A 23,910-nucleotide genomic window follows, 5' to 3' on the forward strand; every position below is an offset into this window, starting at 1 on the left:
GCTTTCGGCAGGGTACGCCGGTGAATCAGGCCGCCCGGGTTATTTGGTGGAGATGCCGACGCCGAGATCGAATTCTCGGTAGACGCGGGCCCAGAAGCCGTCGCGGAGCCAGACTCTTGCTTCTGGGTAGGGGCGGAGGGAGTGGCCCAGTTCTTTTTCTGCCTCGATCAGCAGCTCGGTGTCGATGACGGTGGGGAGGAGGGGGCCGGGGAGGAGGTCGCGGATGTTGTCGCGGCCTCGGGTGAGGATCCATTTCTGGGCGACGTGTTCGCCGACTTCTTCTACGCGGGGGCGGCTTGGGCCGAGTTTGGTCACCTGGCCGGCGTGTTTGACGGCGGGCTTGGCGGTGGGTGGGGCGATGGCGGTGCGGCCGGCGAAGACCTGGGCGGGGGAGGGGGTGGCGGGGACGGAGGGGACCACCTGGGCGGCGCGGCTGAAGTAGGGGCGGAGGAAGTCGGCGCCCAGTTCTTCCACGGTGTCCGATTCCCAGACGAGCCGCTCGGCTTGGTTCGTTCCGTAGGGGGGTTCCACACCCCAGAGGTGAATGCGGACGCCGAAGGTCTGGGCGGCCTCCACGGCGGGGACCATGTCCTCGTCGCCGGCGATCAAAATGGTGTCGCTCACCGCGTGGTGGCGGGCCAGGGCTTCCAGATCGCTGCGGATCTGGGCGTCGACGCCCTTCTGCTGGCCGCGGGCGTTGAGGTTGCCGAGGCGGACCTTGACCCAGGGGAGCTGGGCGATGACACGCTGGTCGACGGTGGGCACGCGGTCGCGGGCGGCGTCGTACCAGTAGATCCGCAGGAGTTCACCGGGAATGCGCTCCATCGCGTGCTTCTTCAGCGCCTGGATCAACTCGTCGGCCGCGACGCGATATTCCTTGCGCTCCTTGGCGCCGAGGAGGACCTCGCCCGCCGCCGCGTACAGGTAGCCCACGTCCACCAAGATGGCGTATTTGGCGGCTACGGGATGCGGTGTGAGGTCCGGGATTGCCATGCTTTCCTCCAGGGCCTCGGCGTCTAGACGATGATCGGCTGACTATATTCCCCCATTTCTAGATAGTCCCAACTCTCAGGGCGGTTGACACCCAACTTCCAAAGATCTAATAGGGCCGTGAGCTCGCTCGCCACGCTCCTGGCCCACGAGGAAGTCCCCTTCTCAACTGATGCGCGCGGCTTCGCCACGTACCCGGATTTCGCGGGGTTTGGTCGGGAGATGTGGCTCTTGTCGTTAGGGCGATCACGAGCGCGGCGACTTCCTCGGGGGTGGCGTCGCCGCGGACGATTCTGAGGTACGGCTGTTCCATGGCGCGCTCCTACAGAGGGATGTTGCCGTGCTTCTTGGGCGGCAGGGTGGCGCGCTTGTTGCGCAGGGAGCGCAGGGCTCGGACGATCTGCACCCGGGTGTCCGCGGGGCGGATCACCGCGTCCACGTAGCCGCGCTCGGCGGCGAGGTAGGGGTTGGCGAGCGTGTCCTCGTACTGGGCGACCAGCTGCTTGCGCTCGGCCTCGGGGTCGCCGGCCGCGGCCAGCTCGCGCCGGTAAAGGATGTTGACCGCCCCCTGGGCGCCCATCACCGCGATCTGCGCCGTCGGCCAGGCGAGGTTGATGTCGGCCCCGAGGTGCTTGGAGCCCATGACGTCGTACGCCCCGCCGTACGCCTTGCGGGTGATCACGGTGACCAGCGGCACGGTGGCCTCGGCGTAGGCGTACAGCAGCTTGGCGCCGCGGCGGATGATGCCGTTCCACTCCTGGTCGGTGCCCGGCAGGAAGCCCGGCACGTCCACGAAGGTCAGCACGGGGATGTTGAACGCATCGCAGGTGCGGACGAACCGGGCGGCCTTCTCGGACGCCGCGATGTCCAGCGTGCCGGCGAAGCTCATCGGCTGGTTGGCCACCACACCCACCGAGTGGCCCTCGACCCGGCCGAAGCCGACCACGATGTTCGGCGCGAACCCGGCGTGGATCTCCAGGAACTCCCCGTCGTCCAGGACGTGCTCGAGCACCTGGTGCATGTCGTACGGCTGGTTGGCCGAGTCGGGGATCAGGGTGTCCAGCTCGCGGTCGGCGTCGTTGACGGCGAGGTCGGCCTCGGTCTCGAAGACCGGCGCGTCGTCCATGTTGTTGGACGGGAGGTACGACAGCAGGGCCTTGGCGAACTCCAGGCAGTCGGCCTCGTCGGCGGCCTCGTAGTGCGCGACGCCGGAGCGGGAGTTGTGGGTGTGCGCGCCGCCGAGCTCCTCGAAGGTCACCTCTTCGCCGGTGACCGTCCTGATCACGTCCGGGCCGGTGATGAACATGTGGGACTTCTCCCGCACCATCAGCACGAAGTCGGTCAGCGCGGGGGAGTACACCGCGCCGCCCGCGCACGGGCCCATCACCAGGGAGATCTGCGGGATCACGCCCGAGGAGTGGACGTTGCGCTTGAAGATCTCGGCGTACAGGCCGAGCGCGACCACGCCCTCCTGGATGCGCGCGCCCCCGGAGTCGTTGATGCCGACCACCGGGCAGCCGGTCTTCAGCGCGTGGTCCATCACTTTGACGATCTTCTCGCCGAAGACCTCGCCCAGCGAACCGCCGAAGACGGTGAAGTCCTGGGCGAACACCGCCACCGGCCGCCCGTCCACGGTGCCGTGCCCGGTGACCACGCCGTCGCCGTACGGCCGGTCGCGCTCAAGGCCGAACCCGATGGCCCGATGCCTGGCCAGCTCGTCGAACTCGACGAAAGACCCCTCGTCGAGGAAGGCGACCAACCGCTCCCTGGCGGTCATCTTGCCCTTGGCGTGCTGCTTCTCGACCGCGCGAGACGACCCGGCGTGTGCGGCCTCGTACAGCCGCCGCTCCAGGTCAGCGATCTTGCCCGCGGTGGTGTGCGGGTCGAAGCCCTCGGATACCGGCTCAGCGCTCATGTGCGTAGGTTAGCCCGCACGCGAGCGCGAAAGGGACCTGACTCGTCAGGCCGGGCAGACGATTAGAGTGTCGCGCATGACCGACATGGGGGACGCGCCTGCCGCACCGGAGGCGGTGCGGACGTACGGCCTCGTCAAGCGCTTCGGCGAGCAGGTCGCGGTCGCGGGCGTCGACCTGGTGGTGCCCAAGGGGAGCTTCGCGGGACTGGTGGGCCCGAACGGCGCGGGCAAGACCACCACGCTCAGCATGATCACCGGCCTGCTGCGCCCGGACGCGGGCGTGGCCACGATCGGCGGGGCCGACGTGTGGCGCGACCCCGTCCTGGTCAAGGCCCGGGTCGGCGTGCTGCCCGAGGGCCTGCGGCTGTTCGAACGGCTGTCCGGCCGCGAGCTGCTCACCTACAACGGCCGTCTCAGGGGCATATCCAAGGACGAGGTCGGCCGCCGCGCCGAGGAGCTGCTGAAGGTCATGGACCTCGCCGGGGCCGCGGACAAGCTGGTCGTCGACTACTCCACCGGCATGCGCAAGAAGATCGCCCTGGCCGCCGCGCTGCTGCACAACCCCGAGGTGCTGTTCCTGGACGAGCCGTTCGAGGGCGTCGACCCGGTCAGCGCCAACACCCTGATCGAGGTGCTGCGCCGCTACACCGCCTCCGGCTCCACGGTGATCTTCTCCAGCCACGTGATGGAGCTGGTCGAGCGGCTGTGCGACTGGGTCTCGGTGATGAACCGGGGCCAGATCGTCGCGCAGGGGCCGACCGGGCGGGTGCGCGACGGCAACACGCTCAACGAGGCGTTCCTGCGGCTGGTCGGCGCCCGTGCCGAGGACGGCGCGGGCGGGGAGGGACTGTCGTGGCTGGGCTCTTCGTCCGCCTGAAACTGCGCTTGATCGCCGGGAACCTGCGCGGCGACACGGTGCGGGTGCTCGGTTACGTCTTCACCCTGCTCGCCTCGGCCGTGGCCGGTCTCGGCGGCCTCACGGTGCTGAGCCTGCTCCGGCTGGCCCCGGCCGACGTGGCGGCCGACACCGGCGTCGTGCTGTTCACCTTGATCGCCTTGTTCTGGCTGGTCGGTCCGCTGATGGTGTTCGGCGTGGACGAGACCCTGGACCCCTCCCGGCTGGCGCTGTTCCCGCTGTCGCCGCGGCAGCTGGCCACCGGCATGTTCGCGGCCTCGGCCACCGGCCCGTGGCCGCTCGCGACGCTGCTCATGCTGGCGGGCGCCGTGATCGGGATCTCCCGCGGGCCGGGCGGCCTGCTGGTCGGCGTGGCGGCGGCCGTGCTGCAGTTCGCGTTCTGCATCGTGGCGTCCCGGGCCGTCACCACGGCGCTGTCGCGCCTGCTGCGCACCCGCAGGGGCCGTGACCTGCTGGCGGCGGGCGTGCTGGTGCTCATCCTGCTGCCGCAGATCCCCAATCTGCTGCTGGAGCGGGGCGTCGGGGACGCGCCCCGGGAGATGCTCGGACGGCTGGCGGACACGCTGCGCTGGGCCCCGCCGGGCCTGGCGGCGCACGCGGTGGCCGACGGTGGCCTGACCGGTGTGGCCGAGCTGGTGGTGGTCGCCCTGGTGGTGGCGGGCCTCGGCGCGGTGTGGATCGCCACGCTGCGGCGGGTCATGGTCACGGCGGACGCCTCCACGCAGGTCGGTTCGGTGCGCCGCAGCCGCTTCGACGCCCTGCTGCCGAGCGGCACGCTCGGCGCGGTGGCCGCCAAGGAGCTGAAGTACCTGCGCCGCGAGCCGCGGGGCCGCCTCGGCTGGATGGCGGCCGTGGCGGTGCCGATCATCCTCACGTTCTCGATCACCGGCGGCTCCAAACCGGCCACCGGGATCGCGGTGGCGCTGATCCCGGCGGGCACCTCGGCGCTGATGATCGGCCTGCAGGGCGCCAACATGTTCGGCATCGACGGCCGGGCCCTGTGGATGAACGCCATCGTGCACTCCGGCGAGCGCGACCTGCGCACCGATCTGGCGGGACGCCACCTCGCGGTCTCGGTGGTCGCGGTGCCGCTGCTGGCCGTCATGTCGGTGGCGGGCGCGCTGGTCGCCGGGAACATCGCCTGGGCGCTGCCCGCGCTGCTCGCCTCGACCGGGTTGCTGGCGACGGCCCTCGGCGTGGGCGCCGTGATCAGCGTCGTGCTGCCGTACACCTATCCCGAGCGGATCAACGCGTTCTCCAGCGCGGCCCCCGGCCAGGGCGGGGTGGCGTTCGCCGGGTCGATCGGGGCCCTGCTCGCCACCACCGTGCTGACGCTGCCGGTCTCGCTGCCCGCGTTCCTCGGCGCCGCCTGGGTCACGGTGCTCGCCGTGCCGTACGGCCTGCTGGTGGCCGCGGGCGGGCGGCGGCTCGCCGCCATGCTGGGGTACCCGCGGCTGCCGGAACTGATGGCCGCGGTGTCCCGTCCGGCTTGATCCCATTTGACCCGTTCGCCACTAGGACACATCGTGTTCATAGTGGTCTAGTCCAATGGATGAGACCGGTGTCCGGTGAAAGGGGACCAGTGGATAGCCTTCGGGGTATGGCCGCCACCGCTCCGCAGCAGGCGACGAGTTCCGCCGCAGAACGTCACAGCGCCGTCTCCGAGATGCCCGATGAGCTGCGCGCCGATGTGCGCCTGCTCGGCGAGCTGCTCGGCCGGGTGATCGCCGAGGACGGCGGGCCCGACCTGCTGGCGGACGTCGAGCGCCTGCGCAAGGCCGTGATCGCCGCCCGCCGCCGGGAGAAGCCGGTGGACGAGGTGGCCGAGATGGTCGCCGGGTGGCCCATCGAGCGCGCCGTGCAGATCGCCCGCGCGTTCACCTGCTACTTCCACCTGGTCAACCTGGCCGAGGAGCACTTCCGCATCCGCACCCTGCGGGCCAGGGACACCGGCGAGGAGCCGCTGCCGGAGTCGCTGGACGCGGCGGTGGCCGAGCTGAAGAACGACCTCGGCGCCGAGGAGCTGACCCGGCTGATCGCCGAGCTGGAGTTCCGCCCGGTGCTCACCGCTCACCCCACCGAGGCGCGCCGCCGCGCGGTCGTCACCGCCATCCAGCGGGTCAGCGCCCAGCTCGGCGAGTACAACTCCCCCGAGCGCGGCGCGCACGAGCGCAGGGAGGCGCACCGGCGGCTGCTGGAGGAGATCGACCTGCTGTGGCGCACCGCCCAGCTCCGGCACACCAAGCTGGACCCGCTGGACGAGGTACGCACCGCCATGGCGGCGTTCGACGAGACCCTGTTCCGCACCGTCCCGCGCATCTACCGCTCGCTGGACGCCGCGCTCGCCGAGGGCAGCGGCACCCGCGAGCCGCTGGCCAGGGCGTTCATCCGCTACGGCAGCTGGATCGGCGGCGACCGCGACGGCAACCCCAACGTCACCTCCCGGGTCACCCGCGAGGCCGTGCTGATCCACGCCGAGCATGTCCTCACCGCGCTGGAGAACGCCGCCACCCGCATCGGCCGCACCCTCACCGCGTCCGCCTCCTACGGCACGCCGGGCGCCGAGCTGATGGACGCGCTGGCCGGCGCCACCGACGACCACCCCGAGCTCGCGTTCGAGCTCGGCAAGCGCTCGCCCCGCGAGCCGCACCGGCAGTGGCTGCTGTTCGTCGCCGCCCGCATCGCCGCGACCCGGCGCCGCGACCTGGACCTCGCCTACCGCTCCCCGGACGAGCTGCTGCGCGACCTGCGCGTCTGCCAGGCGTCCCTGCTGTCCAGCGGCGCGACGCGGCAGGCGTACGGCGAGGTGCAGCACCTGATCTGGCAGGTCGAGACCTTCGGGTTCCACCTGGCCGAGCTGGAGGTGCGCCAGCACTCCCAGGTGCACGCGCAGTCGCTGGAGGAGATCGCGGCGGGCGAGCGTTCCGAGCGCACCGAGGAGGTCCTGGCGACGCTGCGCATGATCGCCTGGATCCAGGAGCGGTTCGGCGTCCGGGCCTGCTCGCGGTACGTCGTGTCGTTCACCCGCACGTCCGACGACATCGCCGCGGTGTACAAGCTCGCCGAGCACGCCCTCGGGTCGCGCGCCCCCGTGCTGGACGTGGTGCCGCTGTTCGAGTCCGGCGAGGACCTCGCCAACTCCGCCCGGGTGCTCACCGGCATGCTGGAGCTGCCCGCCGTCCAGCGCAGGCTGGAGGCCAACGGCCGCCGCATGGAGGTCATGCTCGGCTACTCCGACTCCGCCAAGGAGCTCGGCCCGGCCGCCGCCACGCTCAAGCTCTACGACGCGCAGGCCGAGCTGGCCGCCTGGGCCGTGGCCAACGACGTGCGGCTCACCCTGTTCCACGGCCGCGGCGGCGCGCTCGGCCGCGGCGGCGGGCCCGCCAACCGCGCCGTGCTCGCCCAGGCCCCCGGGTCGGTGGCCGGGCGGTTCAAGGTCACCGAGCAGGGCGAGGTCATCTTCGCCAGGTACGGCCACCCGGCCATCGCGCTGCGCCACATCGAGCAGGTCACCAACGCCGTGCTCCTCGCCTCCACCCCCTCGGTCGAGGCGCGCACCGCCGACGCCGCCGCCCGCTACCGGCGGGTCGCCGATCGGGTCGCCGCCGCGTCCGAGCAGGCGTACCGGTCGCTCACCGAGGCCCCCGGTTTCCCCGAGTGGTTCGGCCTGGTCAGCCCGCTGGAAGAGATCGGTTCGCTGCGGCTCGGCTCCCGCCCGGCCCGCCGCGGCCTCGGCGCGCCCCGCTCGCTGGACGACCTGCGCGCCATCCCGTGGGTGTTCGCCTGGGCGCAGACCCGGGTGAACCTCCCCGGCTGGTACGGCCTCGGCAGCGGCCTGCTCGCCGCCACCGAGCCCGTGGACGGCGGGGCGCCCGGCCCCGGGCTCGACGAGCTGCGGCAGGTGTACAAGGAGTGGCCGCTGTTCGCGTCGATGCTGGACAACGCCGAGATGTCGCTGGCCAAGACCGACCGCGCCATCGCGGCCCGGTACCTCGCGCTCGGCGGCAGGCAGGACTTCGCGGACCAGGTGCTCGGCGAGTACGACCTGACCCGCCAGCTGGTGCTCGCGGTGACCGGCCACTCCCGGCTGCTGGAGAACCGGCGCGTGCTGTCGCGGGCCGTGCAGCTGCGCGACCCCTACGTCGACGCCCTGTCCCACCTCCAGCTGCGGGCGCTGTCCGCGCTGCGCGCCGAGGGGGACCTGGCCGACGACGAGCACGAGCGGCTGGAGACCCTGCTGCTGCTCAGCGTCAACGGCGTCGCGGCCGGCCTGCAGAACACCGGCTGACCGTCGGGGCTCACCCCGGCCCGGTGGCGACCCGGGACGGGGTGGCGTAGACGTTGAACCTGTGGTCGCGCAGGAAGCCGACCAGGGTCATGCCGAAGTCGCGCGCAAGGTCGACCGCCAGGGACGACGGCGCGGAGACGCCGCACACCATGGGGACGCCCGCCGCGAGGGCCTTCTGCATGATCTCGTAGCTGGTGCGCCCGCTGACCAGCAGGATGTGCTCGGCGAGCGGCAGGCGGCCGTCGAGCAGGGCCCAGCCGACCAGCTTGTCCACGGCGTTGTGCCGTCCGACGTCCTCGCGCAGCGCGACCAGCGTGCCGTCCATGGTGAACAGGCCGGCGGCGTGCAGGCCGCCGGTCTTGCCGAAGATGCCCTGGGCGGCCCGCAGCCGGTCCGGCAGCTGGTAGAGCAGCTCCGGCGCCACCGCCGCGGCGACGCCGGGGACGGGGGACAGCGTGCCGAGGCGGGAGCGCAGCGCGTCCAGGCTGGCGGTGCCGCAGACGCCGCACGCGCTGGAGGTGAGGAAGTGCCGGTGCAGGGCGGGCTGGTCGGGCGGCACCTCGCGGCGCAGCCCCACCGTGACGGTGTTGTAGCGGGCCTCGGGCGGGAGGTCCTCATCGGTGCAGTAGGCGATGGAGGCGATGTCGTCCGGCCCGGCGAGGCCCTCGCCGGACAGGAACCCGGCGGCCAGCTCGAAGTCGGCCCCCGGGGTGCGCATGGTCACCGCCAGCGTGCGGGTCTCGCCGCCCGCGGTGATGCGCACCTCCAGCGGCTCCTCGGTCGCCAGGTCGTCCCGCCGGTCGCGCGCCGTCTCCCCGGTCACCACCCGCACCCGCACCCGCGTCGTCGGGCCGGGCCGCCGGGCCACGGCGGACGGCGCCGCGTCGCCGTCCCCGGGGGCGGCCACCCCCGCGTCCACCGGGGACGCGGGGTGGCTGCGGGCCGTCATGACGACGTCCTCTTCAGGGTGACCACGGCGTTGTAGTCCGGGATCCTGGCCGCCGGGGAGCGGCGGCTGACGTCCAGCAGCACGTTGCCCTCGGGCCAGTGGATCTGCAGGTTCCCCGGGGTGAGCGGTGCCCGCATCACCCGGCCGGTGAACTGCCCGGCCGGCCCGGTCAGCTCGACCTCGGTGCCGTCGGGCAGGTCGAGCCGGTCGGCGTCGTACGGGCTCATCAGCACCGCGTCCCGGGTGGCGCCGTTGAAGCCGTCCCTGCGCTCGTGGATCATGCTGTTGAACTGCTTGCCCCGCCGGGTGGCCACCGTGAACGACCCGTCGGGCCGCTCCAGCGCGGGAGGATCGACCACGGTGAAGCGGCCGAGGCCGTCCGGGGTGGGGAACCGGCCGTCCTGGCACAGGTGCCGCCCGCCGTACTGCACGTTGTCGCCGAACTCCTTCAGCGCGGCGATGCCCGCGTAGAACGGCACGGCCTCCTCGATCTCGCGGCGGATCTGCGGGGTGCCGCCGGGGTAGCGGATCATGTCGGCCAGCTCGGGCCGGGTGCGCGCCGCCAGCTCGGTGAAGATCTTCCACTCGGGCCACGCCTCGCCGACGCGCGGCCCCTTGACCTCGGGGGAGAAGATGATGCGCCGCTCGGTGGAGGTCTCGGTCACGCCGCCCTCCATCTCGTACCGCGTCTGCGCGGGCAGCAGCAGCACGTCGCCGTCGCAGTCGGCGAGCATCTGGCTGGACGGCACGATGTCGATGTGCACCCGCAACTTCAGGCGGGCCAGCGCCTCCCGGCAGTACTTGGGATCGGGCAGCACCTCCAGGAAGTTGCCGCCCGACGAGATCAGCACGTCCAGCTCGCCCGCGTGCGCCGCGTCGATCATGTCGGTGGCGGTCAGCCCCGGCTTCTCCGGCACCTCGAAGCCCCACGACTTGGAGAACCGCTCGGCGTTGGCCGCGGTGACGGGCAGGCCGCCGGGCAGCCCGGTGGCGTACGCCCCCATCTCGGCGCCGCCCTGCACGCCGCTGTGCCCGCGGATCGGCATCAGCCCGCACTTGTCCCGCCCGACGAAGCCCCGGGCCAGGGCGAGGTTGACGATGGCCCGCACGTTGCGCTCGCCGTAGGTGTGCTGGGTGATGCCCATCGACCAGACCAGCACGGCCGAGCGGGCCGCGCCGAGCATCTCGGCCAGCTCGCCCATGCGCCCCCTGGTGCTGCCGCTGAGCGCCTCCAGCTCCTCCCAGGTCTGCTCGGCGATCGCCCGCCGCACGTCCTCGAACCCGGCGGTGTGGTCCTCGATGAACGCCTTGTCCACCAGGTCGCGCTCGATCAGGTGCTTGAGCACGCCGTTGAGGAAGCCGATGTCGCCGCCGATGTTCACCGCGAAGAACTCGTCGGTGATCTTGGTGCCGAACAGCGCGGACTCGGCGTTGGACGGCACCCAGTAGCGGTCCATGCCGGGCTCGCGGTAGGCGTTCAGCATCACGATGCGGGTGCCGGCCTTCTTGGCGTGGTACAGGTACTTCATCGCGACCGGCTGGTTGTTGGAGGGGTTGGACCCGATGAACACGATCAGGTCCGAGCCGATCCAGTCGGTGTACGAGCAGGTCGTGGCCGCCGCCCCGATGGTCTGCTTCAGCGCCACCGTCGAGGGCGAGTGGCAGATGCGCGCCGCGTTGTCCACCGAGTTGGTGCCGAGCGCCCGCACCGCCTTCTGCGCCGCGAAGTAGTTCTCGTTGGGCACGCCCCTGCTGGTCAGGTACGCCCCGAGCCGCGCGGAGCGCAGTCGCTCGGCCGCGAGGTCCAGCGCCTGGTCCCAGCCGATCCGGGTGAACCCGGGCTCGCCGCGGCGGCGCAGCATGGGGTACGGCAGACGGCCGAGGTCACGCAGCTGAGCGCTGCTCATCCGGGCCGCGCCCGAGACGTCGGCCAGCGCGGCGGGGTCCATGGCGGGCATGGTGTTCAGCTTGAGCAGGCGCAGGCGGATGTTGCACAGGTGGATCTCGTCCATCGTCCAGTCCCGCATGCCGCGGGTGCCGAGCGCGCAGCCGTCGCAGGTGCCCTGGTTGAGGATGCGCCACGCGTAGCGCCGGTTGCCTTTGACGGAGCGGAACGCCTTCCACAGCTCCAGGTAGTTGTTGGGTTTGCGCTCGCCGATGCCGAAAGGTTTCCAACTCGCCCAGTTGCGTGGGTCCAGACGCTTGCTCACCGGATGTTCACCTGCTCCTGACTCCCGCCCGCGGGTGCTCCGCGGGCATACCCATAGCATCACCCTTCACGCGGCATCCACGCACGGCGGCCCGGCTGAGGGCGCCAGGTCAAGAACGGGGCAACGTTGTGCCGTGCGGGCCGCCGATCGGCGCAAGGACGCTCCGGCGTCCCGCGCCGGGGAGGAGGATGGAGAACGTGCTCGACTCGCCGTACACCGATCTGGAGCGTCCGCCGCTGTCGCAGGCCGCGCTCAACCGCGCCCTGGTCCGCCCGGGTGGCCTGTGGTCCTCGCTCACCGTCACCGAACGCACCGGCTCCACCAACGCCGACCTCGCGCAGCTGGCCAGGGACGGCGCCCGCGAGGGGGCCGTGCTGATCGCCGAGTTGCAGCTCGCCGGGCGCGGCAGGCTCGGCCGGGCCTGGACGGCGCCGCCCCGCGCCGGGCTCACCTTCTCGATGCTGCTGCGGCCCGCGGTGCCGCCCGCGCGGCAGGGCTGGGTGACGCTGCTGGTGGCGCTGGCCGCCGCGTCGGCCGTGCGGCGCCTCGCGGGGGTGGAGGTCCGGCTGAAGTGGCCGAACGACCTGCTGGTGGGCGAGCTCAAGCTGGCCGGGGTGCTGGCGGAGCGGGCCGAGGGCGCCGTCGTGGTCGGCATGGGGCTGAACGTCTCGGTGCGCGCCGAGGAGCTGCCGGTGCCGACGGCCACCTCGCTCGTCCTTTCCGAGGCCGAGTGCGCCGACCGCGACCCGCTGCTGCGCGCGGTGCTGCGCGAGGTCGAGTCGCACTACAGGGACTGGGTGGCGGCCGACGGGGACGCCGACGCGTGCGGGCTGCGTTCGGCCTATCTGGGGATGAGCGCGACCGTCGGGCGGGACGTCCGGGTGGAGCTTCCCGGCGAGCGGGTGCTGCGGGGCGTCGCCACCGGAGTCGACGCGGCCGGGCATCTCGTGGTGCGTACCGGGGACGGCGAGCAGACGCTCAGCGTCGGCGACGTGGTGCACGTGCGCCCCGCCTGATCGGCGTGCGACGATTTGCCGCATGGTCCTGCCTGAACATCATTTGACGGTGGGGGAGCGGGTCGTCCACTCGTTCCATCCGCACTGGAAACGCCTGGTGCTGCCCGCCTTCGCGCTCATCCTGGTGATCGCTGCCTCCAGCGCCGCGTTCTACTTCATCCCCACCGACTACGAGTACGTCCGCTACGCCTACATCGCGGTGGCGGTCGTCTCGGTGGTCGCGCTGGTGCTGTGGTCGTTCCTGCCGTACCTGCGGTGGAAGACCACGTCGTACACGCTCACGACGCACCGGTTCAACATCAGCACCGGCATCCTCAGCAAGTCGGCGGACGACATCCCGCTGGCCAAGATCAACAGCGTCAGCTCCGACCAGACCTTCGTGGAGCGGCTGTTCGGCTGCGGCACGCTGGTGGTGGAGTCGGCGTCGGACAACGGCGAGATCAACCTGCGGGACGTGCCGCGCATCCAGACCGTGCGCGCGGAGCTGTTCCGGCTGGTGGAGGACGCGGCGGACGGGAACATCGACGGGCGGTGAGCCTCCCCGGCGCGTGACGCGCCGGGGCGGACTTGACGTCCGTAACGTGTCGTCAACATTCTGAACGCCATCAAGGCCGTTCATGCGCCGCGATACAGGTCGATACAGGGAGGACCACCATGCCGTACGAAGTCCAGGGTGTGATCGCCGGGGGCAAGGGCGAGGCCGTGACGCTGCAGCCCGTCATCGTCCCCGACCCCGGGCCGGGCGAGGCGGTGGTCAGCGTTCAGGCGTGCGGGGTGTGCCACACGGACCTGCACTACCGCGAGGGTGGCATCAACGACGACTTCCCGTTCCTGCTCGGCCATGAGGCGGCCGGGGTCGTGGAGGCCGTGGGCGCCGGGGTGACCTCCGTGGAGCCCGGGGACTACGTGATCCTCAACTGGCGTGCCGTGTGCGGGAACTGCCGGGCCTGCCTGCGCGGGCAGCCCTGGTACTGCTTCGCCACCCACAACGCGAGCCAGAAGATGACGCTGGCGGACGGCACGCCGCTGAGCCCGGCGCTCGGCATCGGGGCGTTCGCCGCCAAGACCCTGGTCGCGGCGGGGCAGTGCACCAAGGTCGACCCGGACGCCCGGCCCGCGGTCGCCGGGCTGCTCGGCTGCGGCGTGATGGCCGGCCTCGGCGCGGCGATCAACACCGGCGGGGTGACCCGCGGCGACACGGTGGCCGTCATCGGCTGCGGCGGCGTGGGGAACGCGGCGGTGCTCGGCTCGTCGATCGCCGGGGCGTCCCGGATCATCGCGGTGGACGTGGACGACCGCAAGCTCGAGTGGGCCGGCAAGTTCGGCGCCACCCACACGGTGAACTCCCGCGAGAACGACCCGGTGGAGGCGATCCGCGAGCTGACCGGCGGCCACGGCGCCGACGTGGTGATCGAGGCGGTCGGCCGCCCCGAGACCTACAAGCAGGCCTTCTACGCCCGCGACCTCGCCGGCACCGTCGTGCTGGTGGGAGTGCCGACGCCCGACATGATGCTGGAGCTGCCGCTGCTCGACGTGTTCGGCCGGGGCGGGTCGCTGAAGTCCTCGTGGTACGGCGACTGCCTGCCGAGCCGCGACTTCCCGATGCTCATCGACCTCTACCTGCAGGGGCGGCTGAACCTCGACGGGTTCGTCACCGAGACGATCGAGCTGGACCAGGTCGAGGACGCGTTCGCCAAGATGCACCGCGGCGAGGTGCTGCGTTCGGTGGTGGTCCTGTGACCGCCCGCCTGGCCAAGATCGTCACCTCCGGCGAGTTCGCGCTGGACGGCGGCACCTGGCAGGTCGACAACAACGTCTGGCTGGTGGGGAACGACCACGAGGTCGTGGTGATCGACGCCGCGCACGACGCCGAGGCCATCGAGGAGGCGGTCGGCGGCCGGCGGCTGACGGCCATCGTCTGCACCCACGGGCACAACGACCACATCAACGCCGCCGGGGCGCTGGCCGACGCCACCGGGGCGCCGGTGCTGCTGCACCCGGACGACACGATGTTGTGGGAGGCGGTCTACGGCACCGGGCGGGCCTACCGTCCGCTCACGGACGGCGACGTGATCGAGGTGGCGGGCACCGCGCTGCGGGTGCTGCACACCCCCGGGCACTCGCCCGGCGCGGTCTGCCTGCACGCGCCCGACCTCGGAGTGCTGTTCAGCGGTGACACGCTGTTCTCCGGCGGGCCCGGAGCCACCGGCCGGTCGTATTCGTCGTTCGACACGATCATCGACTCGATCAGGGACCGGCTGCTGGTGCTGCCGTCGGCGACCGTCGTGCACACCGGGCACGGCGATTCCACCAGCATCGGCGCAGAGGCCCCTGACCTGGGCAAATGGATTGCCCGCGGGCACTGAACCCCCACGCCCCGTGATCTTCCGCACAAATGGGAGATCACGGGGCGTGTGATTTTGAACACATATCGTCTACTTTCCCGGCATGTGTTGGCCTCATTCGCGGTAGAAAAAGGATAGGCATACCTAAGAAGTTGCGCTATCTTAGGCATGCCTAACCTACGCTCAGCGAGAGGCGTATCCTTCTATGTACGTGTGCATCTGTCAGGCAGTGACCGAGAGTGAGGTCCATGCCTGCATCGAGGCGGGTGCCAAGAGCGCACGGCAGATCCGGGATACCACAGGGGCCGGCAAGGACTGCGCGACATGCGTGCGGAAGATCTGTGCGATCCTTAAGCGATCTGAGGAACTCGTCGCTACCGCATAGATCGAGGGGCCCGCAATGCAGGGGGACAGAGAGATCATCGCTCTGCTCAACGAGCAGTTGACCTCCGAACTCACGGCTATCAATCAATATTTCCTGCACGCCAAGATGCAGGAGCACTGGGGATATACCAAGCTCGCCGCGTTCACCCGCGCCGAGTCCATCGACGAGATGCGGCACGCCGAGGTGCTCACCGACCGCATCCTCTTTCTGGAAGGGCTTCCCAACTACCAGAAGCTCGGCACGCTCCACATCGGGCAGACCGTCAAGGAGCAGCACCAGGCCGACCTCGACCTGGAGCTCGGCGTCGTGGCGCGGCTGCGCCCCGGCATCAAGCTCATGCGCGAGCGGGGTGACGTCACCTCCGCCCGCATCTTCGAGACGATCCTCGAGGACGAGGAGCACCACATCGACTACCTCGAGACCGAGCTGGAGCTCATAGAGACGCTGGGCGAGCCTCTCTACCTCCAGCGGTTCGTGGAGCTTCCGTCTAGTTCGGACGCCTAAGTCGTTTTCGGTCCGTCCCGCGGCATGTCGCATCTGCCGCGGGACGGGGTAGGAAGAGTGCCGGGACGCGGCCCCGGGGCCGGGGGTGGTCCGGGAGGGCTCATCCTGGTTTCTCCGTCTTTGCCCAGGTCAATTGGTGGGTCAACGACAAGTCAAACCGCGCGCTGTACCCGGGAAACGATCGCCTAAGGTCCTACGATCGCTTTATGACCTGCGTACTTCTCGCCGAGGATGACACCTCGATCTCCGAGCCCCTGGCGCGCGCGCTGCGCCGAGAGGGCTATCAGGTGGAGGTGAGCCCCGATGGCCCGCAGGCCCTGGAAAGGGCTCTGTCCGGGGGCGTCGACCTCATCGTGCTTGATTTGGGCCTACCTGAAATGGACGGGCTGGAGGTGGCCCGCCGCATTCGCGCCGAAGGGCACGGCACGCCCGTGCTCATCCTGACGGCCCGTGTCGACGAGGTCGACACCGTGGTCGGGCTCGACGCCGGCGCGGACGACTATGTGACCAAGCCGTTCCGGCTCGCCGAGCTGCTCGCCCGTGTGCGCGCGCTGCTGCGGCGCGGCACCTCCGAGACCCCCGTGGTCCAGGGGGTGCGCATCGACGCGGACTCGCGGCGGGCCTGGATGGGGGACAAGGAGCTGCATCTCACCACAAAAGAGTTCGACCTGCTGCGTGTGCTCGTGCGGGACGCCGGCAAGGTCGTCACCCGCGAGCAGATCATGCGCGAGGTGTGGGACACCAACTGGTGGGGGTCCACCAAGACCCTCGACATGCACATCTCGTGGTTGCGCCGCAAGCTGGGGGACGACGCGGCCAAACCTCGATACATCACCACGGTCCGGGGAGTCGGTTTCCGCTTCGAGCGCGAATAGCCGACGGCTGAATGCGCCGGAGGTTGCTCTCCTCGACCCTGGTGGTCGCGGCGATCGCCGTCCTGCTTCTCGGGGTGCCGCTCGGTCTGGTGGTCACCCGCCTCATCCACGACGAGGCGGTCCAGCAGTTACGGGCTCAGGCGACGTTGCTCCTCAGCCAGGTCGAGTACGCCCAGATCGAGGATCGGCCCATCGATCCGGACGAACTGCAGCGGCAGTACCCCGCTCGGTACGTCCAGATCTTCATCCGCAACAGCCCGACGGTCATCGTCGGCGCCGAACCGCCCCCTGATCGGCAGATGACCGAGGAGACCTACTCCGAGAGCGGGGTCTACGTCCGGATCACCCGCGACCGCGCGCACGTGGAGCGGAACATCCGGGGCTGGCTCATGCTCATCGTGGCGCTGGCGGGGCTGGCGCTGGCGGTCGCCGTGTCGCTCGCCGTCGTGCAGTCCCGGCGCCTCACCCTGCCGTTGCTCGATCTCGGGCGGATCGCGGAGCGGCTGGGCTCGGGCGACGCGCGGCCGAGCCGGCACCGCTACGGCATCCCCGAGCTGGACCGCGTGGCCGAGGTGCTGGACCGCAGCGCCACCCGTATCTCCGATCTGCTGAGCCGTGAGCGGGAGTTCGCCACCGACGCCTCCCACCAGCTGCGCACGCCGCTCACGGGCCTGACGATGCGGCTGGAGGAGATCGTGGCCGCCGCCACCCAGCCCGCCGTCGTGCGCGAGGAGGGGGAGGCCGCGATCGTCCAGGCGGAGCGGCTGACGGCGGTGATCGACGAGCTGCTCGCCGCGGCCCGGCGGCAGCGGCACGCGCAGACCGAGGCGATCGACCTGGACCAGGTGCTGGGTCAGCAGATCACCGAGTGGGAGCCCGCGTTCCGCAGGTGCCGCCGGGCGCTGGTGCTGGCCGGGGACCGGGGGCTGTCCGCGATGGTGAGCAAGGGCGGGCTGAGTCAGGTCGTGTCGACGTTGCTGGAGAACTCACTGGAGCACGGCGACGGGCCGGTGACGATCACCACGGGCAGCTCCGAGCGGTCCATCGTGATCGAGGTGTCCGACAGCGGGCCCGGCATCCCCGAGCACCTGCGCACCCGGGTGTTCGACCGCAACGTCAGCGGCGCGGGCGGCACCGGGCTCGGGCTGACGCTGGCCCGTGCGCTCACCGCGTCCGACGGGGGCCGCCTGGAGCTGGTGCGGGCCCGGCCCGCGGTGTTCGCGCTGTTCCTGCGCCCCGCCGAGGAGACGGCGCGGCACCGGGTGGTCAGCGGCCCGGCTTGAGGTGGGTCGGCGTGCCGTCGTGGCCGTTCACCGAGGGGAGGCGCTTCGGCGGCTGGACCTGGTCGAAGGGGACCTGCGTCGACTGGGGGCGCTGGCCCTCGGGGGTGGCCTCGGGGAGGCCGGTGGCGGCGGCCACCGGGGGGAGCTCCGGGGGCAGGAAGACCCACTTCTTGTACGACCAGAAGCGGAACAGGGTGCCGAGTGCGGTGCCCACGATCATCGAGGCGTTGTAGCTCAGCGGGTCACGCCATCCGAGGGTGTATTCGACGAAGCCGATGATCAATAGAGAGATCAACAAGCCGATGCCGTTGAGCACAAAAAAAAGGAAATATTCACGGGCGAGGCCCGACTGCTCGCGGTGGCGCCACGTCCAGAAGCGGTTGGCGAGATAGGCGAACGTCGCGGCGATGACGGTGGCTATGACCTTGGATGTCAGGGGTCCGAGATGCACGCCGTACCGCATGACGTTGGTGCCCGCGAAGTCGATGACGAAGGCTATGGCCCCGACGGCGCCGAACTTGGCGAGCTCGCGAAACAGGGCGGAGAACCTGTCATACAGGCGGTGAATGAGCTGCACAACGGTCCTTTCGGGGTTTCGGAGCCCCCTCAGGTTACCGGCCGATCGCCACTTGCGCGCGTCGTTGGCCCTCTCCCCGCCCTCTCAGTCCCATCTACCGAAATATCGGGACTTTCACTCCGTCCCTCCAACCCTGTGCGCTAGGCTGCGCCGCAGTTCGCTTAGGTGTGCCCTGAGAGGTGGCTTCCGGCGTGCAACGTCGACCTGATGCCTCCGCCGCCGACCCCCGCGCCGTAGTGCCGCCCCCCTGCCCACCACGCCGCCCGGCGGCCCCCGCCGCACGCCGCCAGGGCGTGCCGTTCCGGCTGGCCGCGCTGGGGGTGGGGCTCGTGCTGCTCGCCGGATGCGGCTCCCAGTCGGACATCCCCCCGGCGCCCACCGTGGCGCCCACCGCGGCCGGGTCCGGGAGCACCGTGGGCACGGCCGACGCGGGCACGGCGTTCGGCGTGCTCAAGGAGCTGGACGACGCCTGGAAGGCCAAGGACTGCGCGAAGGTGCTCTTCCTGACCACCGCCGCGGAGAACGAACTGGGCGGCCGTGGCTGCGAGGCCACTCGGAACGGCCGCCCGGTTCCCTCCCGCCCCGCCTACGGCGACACCGACTTCTTCCTGCCCGACCGCCCCCAGGAACACCCCTGGTTCGTCGCCCTGGCCCGCGACCCCGACCCCGTCTACGTCGTCCTCGTCCAGGAGGACTCCCGCTGGCGCGTCGCCTACGGCCCTCTGAAACTCCTCACCGCGCCTCCCAAGCTGGACGCCGACGTCACCACCCGCGTCGTCCCCACCGAGGACCCCGACGACGGCGTCCGCGCCCGCCTGGTCCCCCAGAAACACCTGGCCTTCCTCTCCGACCGCGCCGGCCTGACCGGCATCCGCTTCGCCTCCGGCGACCCCATGCGCTCCCTGCTCACCGAACTGGTGAAGAAGCCCACCACCGTCCGCCCCGACCGCCTCAGCAGCGAGATCCAGCTCATCCCCGACGACACCCGCGCCCTGGCCCTGGCCGGCGGCGGCGCCCTCGTCTTCCACTCCTTCAAGATCTTCTACACCCAGAAGACCACCGCCGGAAAACTCTCCCACCCCCTCTTCGGCACCACCCAGGCCAAGGCCTTCACCGACTCCTCCACCCCCAAATCCCTCCACGCCACTGAAATCGTCCAGTTGGCCACCAAGGTCACCCCCGACGGCAAACTGACCACCATCGCCTCCTCCCGCGCCCTCGCCGACCTCACCCCTTGAGCCGCCTGACCTCCGGGGTTTCGTGGTAGGTAGGGTTTGGCGGGTGAGCAGTGTCCAGGGTGTGCAGAAGGTGGCCGGGTGGCCTGTGGTCGGGATGGTGGGGGCCGGGCAGCTTGCTCGGATGACTCAGCAGGCGGCCATCGGGCTCGGGGTGGAGTTGCGGGTGCTCGCGGGGGCCGCGGACGAGAGTGCGGCGCGCGTGGTGGGCGGGGTGTGGCTGGGGGACTATCGCGATCTTGAGGATCTGCGGGGGTTCGCGGCGGGGTGTGATGTGGTGACGTTCGATCACGAGCACGTGCCGTCGGAGTACGTGGAGGCGCTGGCGGGCGAGGTGGCCGTGCGGCCGGGGGCGGCGGCGCTGGTGCACGCGCAGGACAAGGCGGTGATGCGGGAGCGGCTGTCGGCGATCGGGGCGCCGTGCCCGGCGTGGGCGCGGGTGGCGACGGCGGAGGACGTGGAGGCGTTCGCGGAGGAGCACGGGCGGCCGTTCGTGCTCAAGGCGGCGCGGGGCGGGTACGACGGGCGGGGTGTCTGGGTGTGCTCGTCGGCCGCCGAGGCCGCCGGGGTTCTGGGGAGCGGGACGCCGCTCATCGCCGAGGAGCTGGTGGCGTTCGAGCGGGAGCTGGCCGTGGTGGTGGCGCGGTCGCCGCACGGGCAGGGGGTCTCGTATCCGGTGGTGGAGACGGTGCAGCGGGACGGGATCTGCGTCGAGGTGATCGCGCCCGCGCCGGGGCTGGATCCCGAGGACGCCGCGCAGGCCCAGCACATCGCGTTGAAGATCGCCAATGAGCTCGGGGTGACCGGGGTGCTGGCCGTGGAGATGTTCCAGCTGCCCGGCGGGCGGGTGGTGGTCAACGAGCTGGCCATGCGGCCGCACAACAGCGGGCACTGGACCATCGAGGGGGCCCGGACGTCGCAGTTCGAGCAGCACCTGCGGGCGGTGCTGGACCTCCCGCTCGGGTCGCCGGCGCCGGTGGCGCCGGTGACCGTGATGGCCAACGTGCTCGGGGGGCCCGATCCGGACGTCTACCGGCGGTATGAGCACGTGATGGCCCACGATCCAGGCGTCAAGATCCATTTCTACGGCAAGGACGTGCGGCCGGGGCGGAAGATCGGGCACGTGACCGCGTTCGGCACCGACGTGGACGAGGTGCGGGCCCGTGCCCGGCACGCCGCCGTTCACCTGGCGACGGGGGAGTACGTCTGATGTCGTCCCCTCTTGTCGGCATCGTGATGGGCAGCGACTCCGACTGGCCGGTGATGAGGCTCGCGGCCGAGGCCGTGGCGGAGTTCGGGGTCGCGTTCGAGGCCGACGTGGTCTCGGCGCACCGCATGCCCCAGGAGATGATCGCCTACGGGGAGCGGGCCGCCGGGCGCGGGCTGCGGGTGATCATCGCCGGGGCCGGAGGAGCCGCTCACCTGCCCGGCATGCTCGCCTCGGTGACCCCGCTCCCGGTGATCGGCGTGCCGGTCCCGCTCAAGTACCTCGACGGCATGGACTCACTGCTGTCCATCGTGCAGATGCCCTCCGGCGTCCCGGTGGCCACCATGGCCATCGGTGGCGCCCGCAACGCCGGCCTCCTCGCCGTGCGCATCCTCGCCGCCGCCGACGAGGACCTGCGGGCCCGCGTCGTCGCCTTCCAGTCCACCCTCCGCGACCAGGCCCACGCCAAGGGCGAACGCCTCCGCGCCGAGGCCGCCCGGATGGGCGACCCCGAGTAGGCCTTACGGGCGGCCGAGGGCGCGGTAGTGCCAGCCGGCGGCGCGCCAGGTTTCGGCGTCGAGGGCGTTGCGGCCGTCGACGATGCGACGGCTGGCCACGACGGAGCCCAGCGTCTCGGGGTCCAGGTCGATGAACTCCTGCCATTCGGTGAGGAGGAGGACCACGTTGGCGCCCTCGGACGCCGCGAGGGCGGACTCGCCGAAGTTGAGGGCGGGGTGGGCCTTGCGGGCGTTGTCCAGGGCCACGGGGTCGTAGACGATGACCTTGCCGCCCTGCTCGCTGATCTTGACGGCGACGTCCAGGGCGGGGGAGTCGCGGATGTCGTCGGAGTTGGGCTTGAAGGCGGCGCCGAGGACGGTGACGGCGCAGCCGTGGAAGGAGCCGCCGGTCAGCTCGCGGGCCAGGTCGACCATGCGGTTGCGGCGGCGGATGTTGATGGCGTCCACCTCCCGCAGGAAGGTGAGCGCCTGGTCGGCCCCGAGCTCGCCCGCCCGGGCCATGAACGCGCGGATGTCCTTGGGCAGGCAGCCGCCCCCGAACCCTAGCCCGGGGTTGAGGAAACGCCCGCCGATGCGCTCGTCGAAGGAGAGGGCCAGCGACAGGTCCTTGACGTCGGCGTGCGCCGCCTCGCAGACCTCGGCCATGGCGTTGATGAACGAGATCTTGGTGGCGAGGAACGCGTTGGCCGCGACCTTGACCAGCTCCGCGGTGGGGTAGTCGGTGATGACCATGGGCGTGCCCTCGCGCAGCATGGGCTCGTACACCTCGCGCATCACCTTCTCCGCCTTCTCCGACACCACCCCCAGCACGATGCGGTCCGGGTGCAGGGTGTCCTTGACGGCGAAGCCCTCGCGCAGGAACTCGGGGTTCCAGGTCAGCTCCACCAGGGACCCGACGGGCGAGAGGCGGGTCAGCTTGTCGGCCAGCCGCTGCGCGGTGCCCACCGGCACCGTCGACTTGCCCACCACGATGCATTCACGGGTGAGCAGGGGCGCGAGCGACTCGACGACGGCGTCCAGGTAGGAGACGTCCGCGGCGTACTCGCCCTTCTTCTGCGGCGTGCCCACGCAGACGAAGTGCACGTCGCCGAACTCGGCGATCTCCTCGTAGGAGGTGGTGAAGCGCAGCCGCCCCGACGCGAGGCCGCGCCGGAGCATGTCCTGTAGACCGGGCTCGTAGATGGGCAGCTCACCGGCTCGTAGCTGCTCGATCTTGACCGGGTCCACGTCCAGGCCCAGCACCTCGAAGCCGAGCGCGGCCATGCACGCGGCGTGCGTGGTCCCCAGGTAGCCGGTCCCGATGACCGTCAGGCGATAGGACACGAGCGCGTTCCTTCCATGTTCGGCTATCGACCCAATCTTTACCGCTACGTTGCCGAGGCATGTTACCGGCCCCTGGCGTCCCCCAACAGACAAATGGGACATTTCGCCAGGAGCTGCCCTCCATGTACCCCCGCGGCGGCGAGTTTATTGTTGGACGTCCTACTATTTGGTTATGAGCTTCCCTCTCTACGCCCCCGCCGAAGAGCATGAGATGCTGCGCGAGACCATCCGGGCCCTCTCCGAGGAGAAGATCGCCCCGCACGCCGCCGAGGTCGACGAGGCCGGCGAGTTCCCCTGGGACGCCCTCAAGGCCCTGGTGGCCGCGGACCTGCACGCCGTGCACATCCCGGAGGAGTACGGCGGCGCGGGGGCCGACGCGCTGGCGGCCGTGATCGTGATCGAGGAGGTCGCGCGGGTCTGCGCCTCCTCGTCCTTGATCCCGGCCGTGAACAAGCTCGGCACGGTGCCTCTGCTGCTGTCCGCGTCGGAGGAGCTCAAACGCCGTTACCTGCCCCCGGTCGCGCGCGGTGAAGCGATGTTCTCATACGCACTGTCCGAACCCGAAGCCGGCTCCGACGCCGCCGCCATGCGCACCCGCGCGGTCCGCGACGGCGACCACTACGTGCTGAACGGCACCAAGATGTGGATCACCAACGCCGGCGTCTCGGAGTTCTACACCCTCATGGCCGTCACCGACCCCTCCGCCGGCCCCCGCGGCATCTCGGCGTTCGTGGTGGAGAAGTCCGACCCAGGCGTCACCTTCGGCCCCAAGGAGAAGAAGCTCGGCATCAAGGGCTCCCCCACCCGCCAGGTGATCCTGGACGACGTCCGCATCCCCGCCACCCGCCTGATCGGCCCCGAGGGCACCGGCTTCAAAACCGCCCTGGCCACCCTCGACCACACAAGAATCACCATCGCCGCCCAGGCCCTGGGCATCGCCCAAGGCGCCCTCGACCACGCCATCCACTACGTCAAGCAACGCAAACAGTTCGGCAAGCCCATCGCCGAGTTCCAGGGCCTCCAGTTCATGATCGCCGACATGGCCATGAAACTGGAAGCAGCCCGCCAACTCACCTACGCCGCCGCCGCCAAATCCGACCAAGCCATGCACGGCCCCAGTGCCCCCGACCTAACCTTCTTCTCCAGCGCCGCCAAATGCGCCGCCTCCGACGCCGCCATGGACATCACCACCGACGCCGTCCAACTCCTAGGCGGCTACGGCTACACCCGCGACTACCCGCTGGAACGCATGATGCGCGACGCCAAGATCACCCAAATCTACGAGGGCACCAACCAGATCCAGCGCATGGTCATGGCCCGGCAGCTTCTCAAGTAACCCCTCCGAACAGTAAGGCGGGTTACGGCGGGTGCGTC

The 23,910-nt window shown here is 70.8% G+C and carries 22 protein-coding genes; 15 read left to right on the forward strand and 7 right to left on the reverse strand.

Annotated elements, in window-relative coordinates; all coding sequences use genetic code 11:
• Window positions 1–39: 39 nt before the first annotated feature.
• The 3 genes from ACFP1K_RS06470 to ACFP1K_RS06480 all read right to left on the reverse strand — a co-directional run bounded on the left by ACFP1K_RS06470 (window position 40) and on the right by ACFP1K_RS06480 (window position 2,905).
• A complete protein-coding gene (locus ACFP1K_RS06470; RefSeq protein ID WP_380747945.1) occupies window positions 40–993 on the reverse strand; it encodes an NYN domain-containing protein in 954 nt (317 codons plus the stop codon).
• 106 nt (window positions 994–1,099) lie between these two features.
• Window positions 1,100–1,303 (reverse strand): acyl-CoA carboxylase subunit epsilon, encoded by a 204-nt coding sequence (locus ACFP1K_RS06475; protein WP_380747947.1) that lies wholly within the window; start codon window positions 1,301–1,303, stop codon window positions 1,100–1,102.
• Window positions 1,304–1,312: 9 nt separating this feature from the next.
• The gene (locus ACFP1K_RS06480; RefSeq protein ID WP_380747949.1) at window positions 1,313–2,905 is read right to left on the reverse strand and encodes an acyl-CoA carboxylase subunit beta; all 1,593 of its coding nucleotides are present in this window, start codon (window positions 2,903–2,905) and stop codon (window positions 1,313–1,315) included.
• A gap of 76 nt (window positions 2,906–2,981) precedes the next feature.
• Between ACFP1K_RS06480 and ACFP1K_RS06485 the strand changes: the two genes are divergently transcribed.
• The 3 genes from ACFP1K_RS06485 to ACFP1K_RS06495 all read left to right on the forward strand — a co-directional run bounded on the left by ACFP1K_RS06485 (window position 2,982) and on the right by ACFP1K_RS06495 (window position 8,109).
• Window positions 2,982–3,782, forward strand: a complete 801-nt coding sequence (locus tag ACFP1K_RS06485; RefSeq protein WP_380747951.1) for an ABC transporter ATP-binding protein — start codon at window positions 2,982–2,984, stop codon at window positions 3,780–3,782.
• Complete coding sequence (locus ACFP1K_RS06490; RefSeq protein WP_380747953.1) at window positions 3,758–5,314, forward strand: hypothetical protein; 1,557 nt, start codon at window positions 3,758–3,760, stop codon at window positions 5,312–5,314. The genes ACFP1K_RS06485 and ACFP1K_RS06490 overlap by 25 nt, the downstream gene beginning before the upstream one ends.
• Window positions 5,315–5,421: 107 nt before the next feature.
• On the forward strand, window positions 5,422–8,109 hold the full coding sequence (locus tag ACFP1K_RS06495; RefSeq protein WP_380747955.1) for a phosphoenolpyruvate carboxylase: 2,688 nt from the start codon (window positions 5,422–5,424) through the stop codon (window positions 8,107–8,109).
• Between the two features lie 10 nt (window positions 8,110–8,119).
• Here ACFP1K_RS06495 and fdhD read toward each other — a convergent pair whose 3' ends face one another.
• Both fdhD and ACFP1K_RS06505 read right to left on the reverse strand, forming a co-directional pair.
• On the reverse strand, window positions 8,120–9,058 hold the full coding sequence (gene fdhD, locus ACFP1K_RS06500) for a formate dehydrogenase accessory sulfurtransferase FdhD (RefSeq protein WP_380747957.1): 939 nt from the start codon (window positions 9,056–9,058) through the stop codon (window positions 8,120–8,122).
• Entirely contained in the window at window positions 9,055–11,268 is a 2,214-nt protein-coding gene (locus ACFP1K_RS06505; protein ID WP_380747959.1) for an FdhF/YdeP family oxidoreductase, read from the reverse strand. The genes fdhD and ACFP1K_RS06505 overlap by 4 nt, the downstream gene beginning before the upstream one ends.
• A 188-nt stretch (window positions 11,269–11,456) precedes the next feature.
• On the opposite strand from ACFP1K_RS06505, the gene ACFP1K_RS06510 reads away from it, so the two are divergent.
• The 8 genes from ACFP1K_RS06510 to ACFP1K_RS06545 all read left to right on the forward strand — a co-directional run bounded on the left by ACFP1K_RS06510 (window position 11,457) and on the right by ACFP1K_RS06545 (window position 17,676).
• Window positions 11,457–12,284 (forward strand): biotin--[acetyl-CoA-carboxylase] ligase, encoded by an 828-nt coding sequence (locus ACFP1K_RS06510; protein ID WP_380747961.1) that lies wholly within the window; start codon window positions 11,457–11,459, stop codon window positions 12,282–12,284.
• A gap of 22 nt (window positions 12,285–12,306) precedes the next feature.
• Window positions 12,307–12,819, forward strand: coding sequence for a PH domain-containing protein (locus tag ACFP1K_RS06515; RefSeq protein WP_380747963.1), 513 nt, complete (start codon window positions 12,307–12,309; stop codon window positions 12,817–12,819).
• 119 nt (window positions 12,820–12,938) lie between these two features.
• Window positions 12,939–14,024, forward strand: coding sequence for an S-(hydroxymethyl)mycothiol dehydrogenase (locus tag ACFP1K_RS06520; RefSeq protein WP_380747965.1), 1,086 nt, complete (start codon window positions 12,939–12,941; stop codon window positions 14,022–14,024).
• On the forward strand, window positions 14,021–14,650 hold the full coding sequence (locus ACFP1K_RS06525) for an MBL fold metallo-hydrolase (RefSeq protein WP_380747967.1): 630 nt from the start codon (window positions 14,021–14,023) through the stop codon (window positions 14,648–14,650). Before ACFP1K_RS06520 ends, ACFP1K_RS06525 begins: the two co-directional genes overlap by 4 nt.
• A gap of 184 nt (window positions 14,651–14,834) precedes the next feature.
• Window positions 14,835–15,014 (forward strand): (2Fe-2S)-binding protein, encoded by a 180-nt coding sequence (locus ACFP1K_RS06530; RefSeq protein ID WP_380747969.1) that lies wholly within the window; start codon window positions 14,835–14,837, stop codon window positions 15,012–15,014.
• A 15-nt stretch (window positions 15,015–15,029) separates the two neighbouring features.
• Complete coding sequence (bfr, locus tag ACFP1K_RS06535) at window positions 15,030–15,518, forward strand: bacterioferritin (RefSeq protein WP_380747971.1); 489 nt, start codon at window positions 15,030–15,032, stop codon at window positions 15,516–15,518.
• A gap of 206 nt (window positions 15,519–15,724) precedes the next feature.
• Window positions 15,725–16,393, forward strand: a complete 669-nt coding sequence (locus ACFP1K_RS06540; protein WP_030451323.1) for a response regulator transcription factor — start codon at window positions 15,725–15,727, stop codon at window positions 16,391–16,393.
• Window positions 16,394–16,404: 11 nt separating this feature from the next.
• Window positions 16,405–17,676 (forward strand): ATP-binding protein, encoded by a 1,272-nt coding sequence (locus ACFP1K_RS06545; protein ID WP_380747973.1) that lies wholly within the window; start codon window positions 16,405–16,407, stop codon window positions 17,674–17,676.
• Here ACFP1K_RS06545 and ACFP1K_RS06550 read toward each other — a convergent pair.
• The gene (locus tag ACFP1K_RS06550; protein WP_380747975.1) at window positions 17,660–18,253 is read right to left on the reverse strand and encodes a GtrA family protein; all 594 of its coding nucleotides are present in this window, start codon (window positions 18,251–18,253) and stop codon (window positions 17,660–17,662) included. The genes ACFP1K_RS06545 and ACFP1K_RS06550 overlap by 17 nt on opposite strands.
• A gap of 191 nt (window positions 18,254–18,444) precedes the next feature.
• Between ACFP1K_RS06550 and ACFP1K_RS06555 the strand changes: the two genes are divergently transcribed.
• The 3 genes from ACFP1K_RS06555 to purE are packed head-to-tail and all read left to right on the forward strand — an operon-like array spanning window position 18,445 to window position 21,213.
• Window positions 18,445–19,491, forward strand: a complete 1,047-nt coding sequence (locus tag ACFP1K_RS06555) for a hypothetical protein (RefSeq protein ID WP_380747977.1) — start codon at window positions 18,445–18,447, stop codon at window positions 19,489–19,491.
• A gap of 43 nt (window positions 19,492–19,534) precedes the next feature.
• Window positions 19,535–20,698: a 5-(carboxyamino)imidazole ribonucleotide synthase gene (locus ACFP1K_RS06560; RefSeq protein ID WP_380747979.1), complete on the forward strand. Its 1,164-nt coding sequence runs from the start codon at window positions 19,535–19,537 to the stop codon at window positions 20,696–20,698.
• Window positions 20,698–21,213, forward strand: a complete 516-nt coding sequence (purE, locus tag ACFP1K_RS06565; RefSeq protein ID WP_380747981.1) for a 5-(carboxyamino)imidazole ribonucleotide mutase — start codon at window positions 20,698–20,700, stop codon at window positions 21,211–21,213. Before ACFP1K_RS06560 ends, purE begins: the two co-directional genes overlap by 1 nt.
• Before the next feature lie 3 nt (window positions 21,214–21,216).
• On the opposite strand, the gene ACFP1K_RS06570 is transcribed toward purE, so the two are convergent.
• Window positions 21,217–22,536: a UDP-glucose dehydrogenase family protein gene (locus ACFP1K_RS06570; protein ID WP_380747983.1), complete on the reverse strand. Its 1,320-nt coding sequence runs from the start codon at window positions 22,534–22,536 to the stop codon at window positions 21,217–21,219.
• A gap of 172 nt (window positions 22,537–22,708) precedes the next feature.
• Here ACFP1K_RS06570 and ACFP1K_RS06575 point away from each other — a divergent pair, with 172 nt between their 5' ends.
• Entirely contained in the window at window positions 22,709–23,872 is a 1,164-nt protein-coding gene (locus ACFP1K_RS06575; protein WP_380747985.1) for an acyl-CoA dehydrogenase family protein, read from the forward strand.
• Window positions 23,873–23,910: the final 38 nt, after the last annotated feature.

The sequence above is a fragment of the Sphaerisporangium aureirubrum genome (assembly GCF_042658925.1).
Lineage (GTDB): Bacteria > Actinomycetota > Actinomycetes > Streptosporangiales > Streptosporangiaceae > Sphaerisporangium > Sphaerisporangium aureirubrum.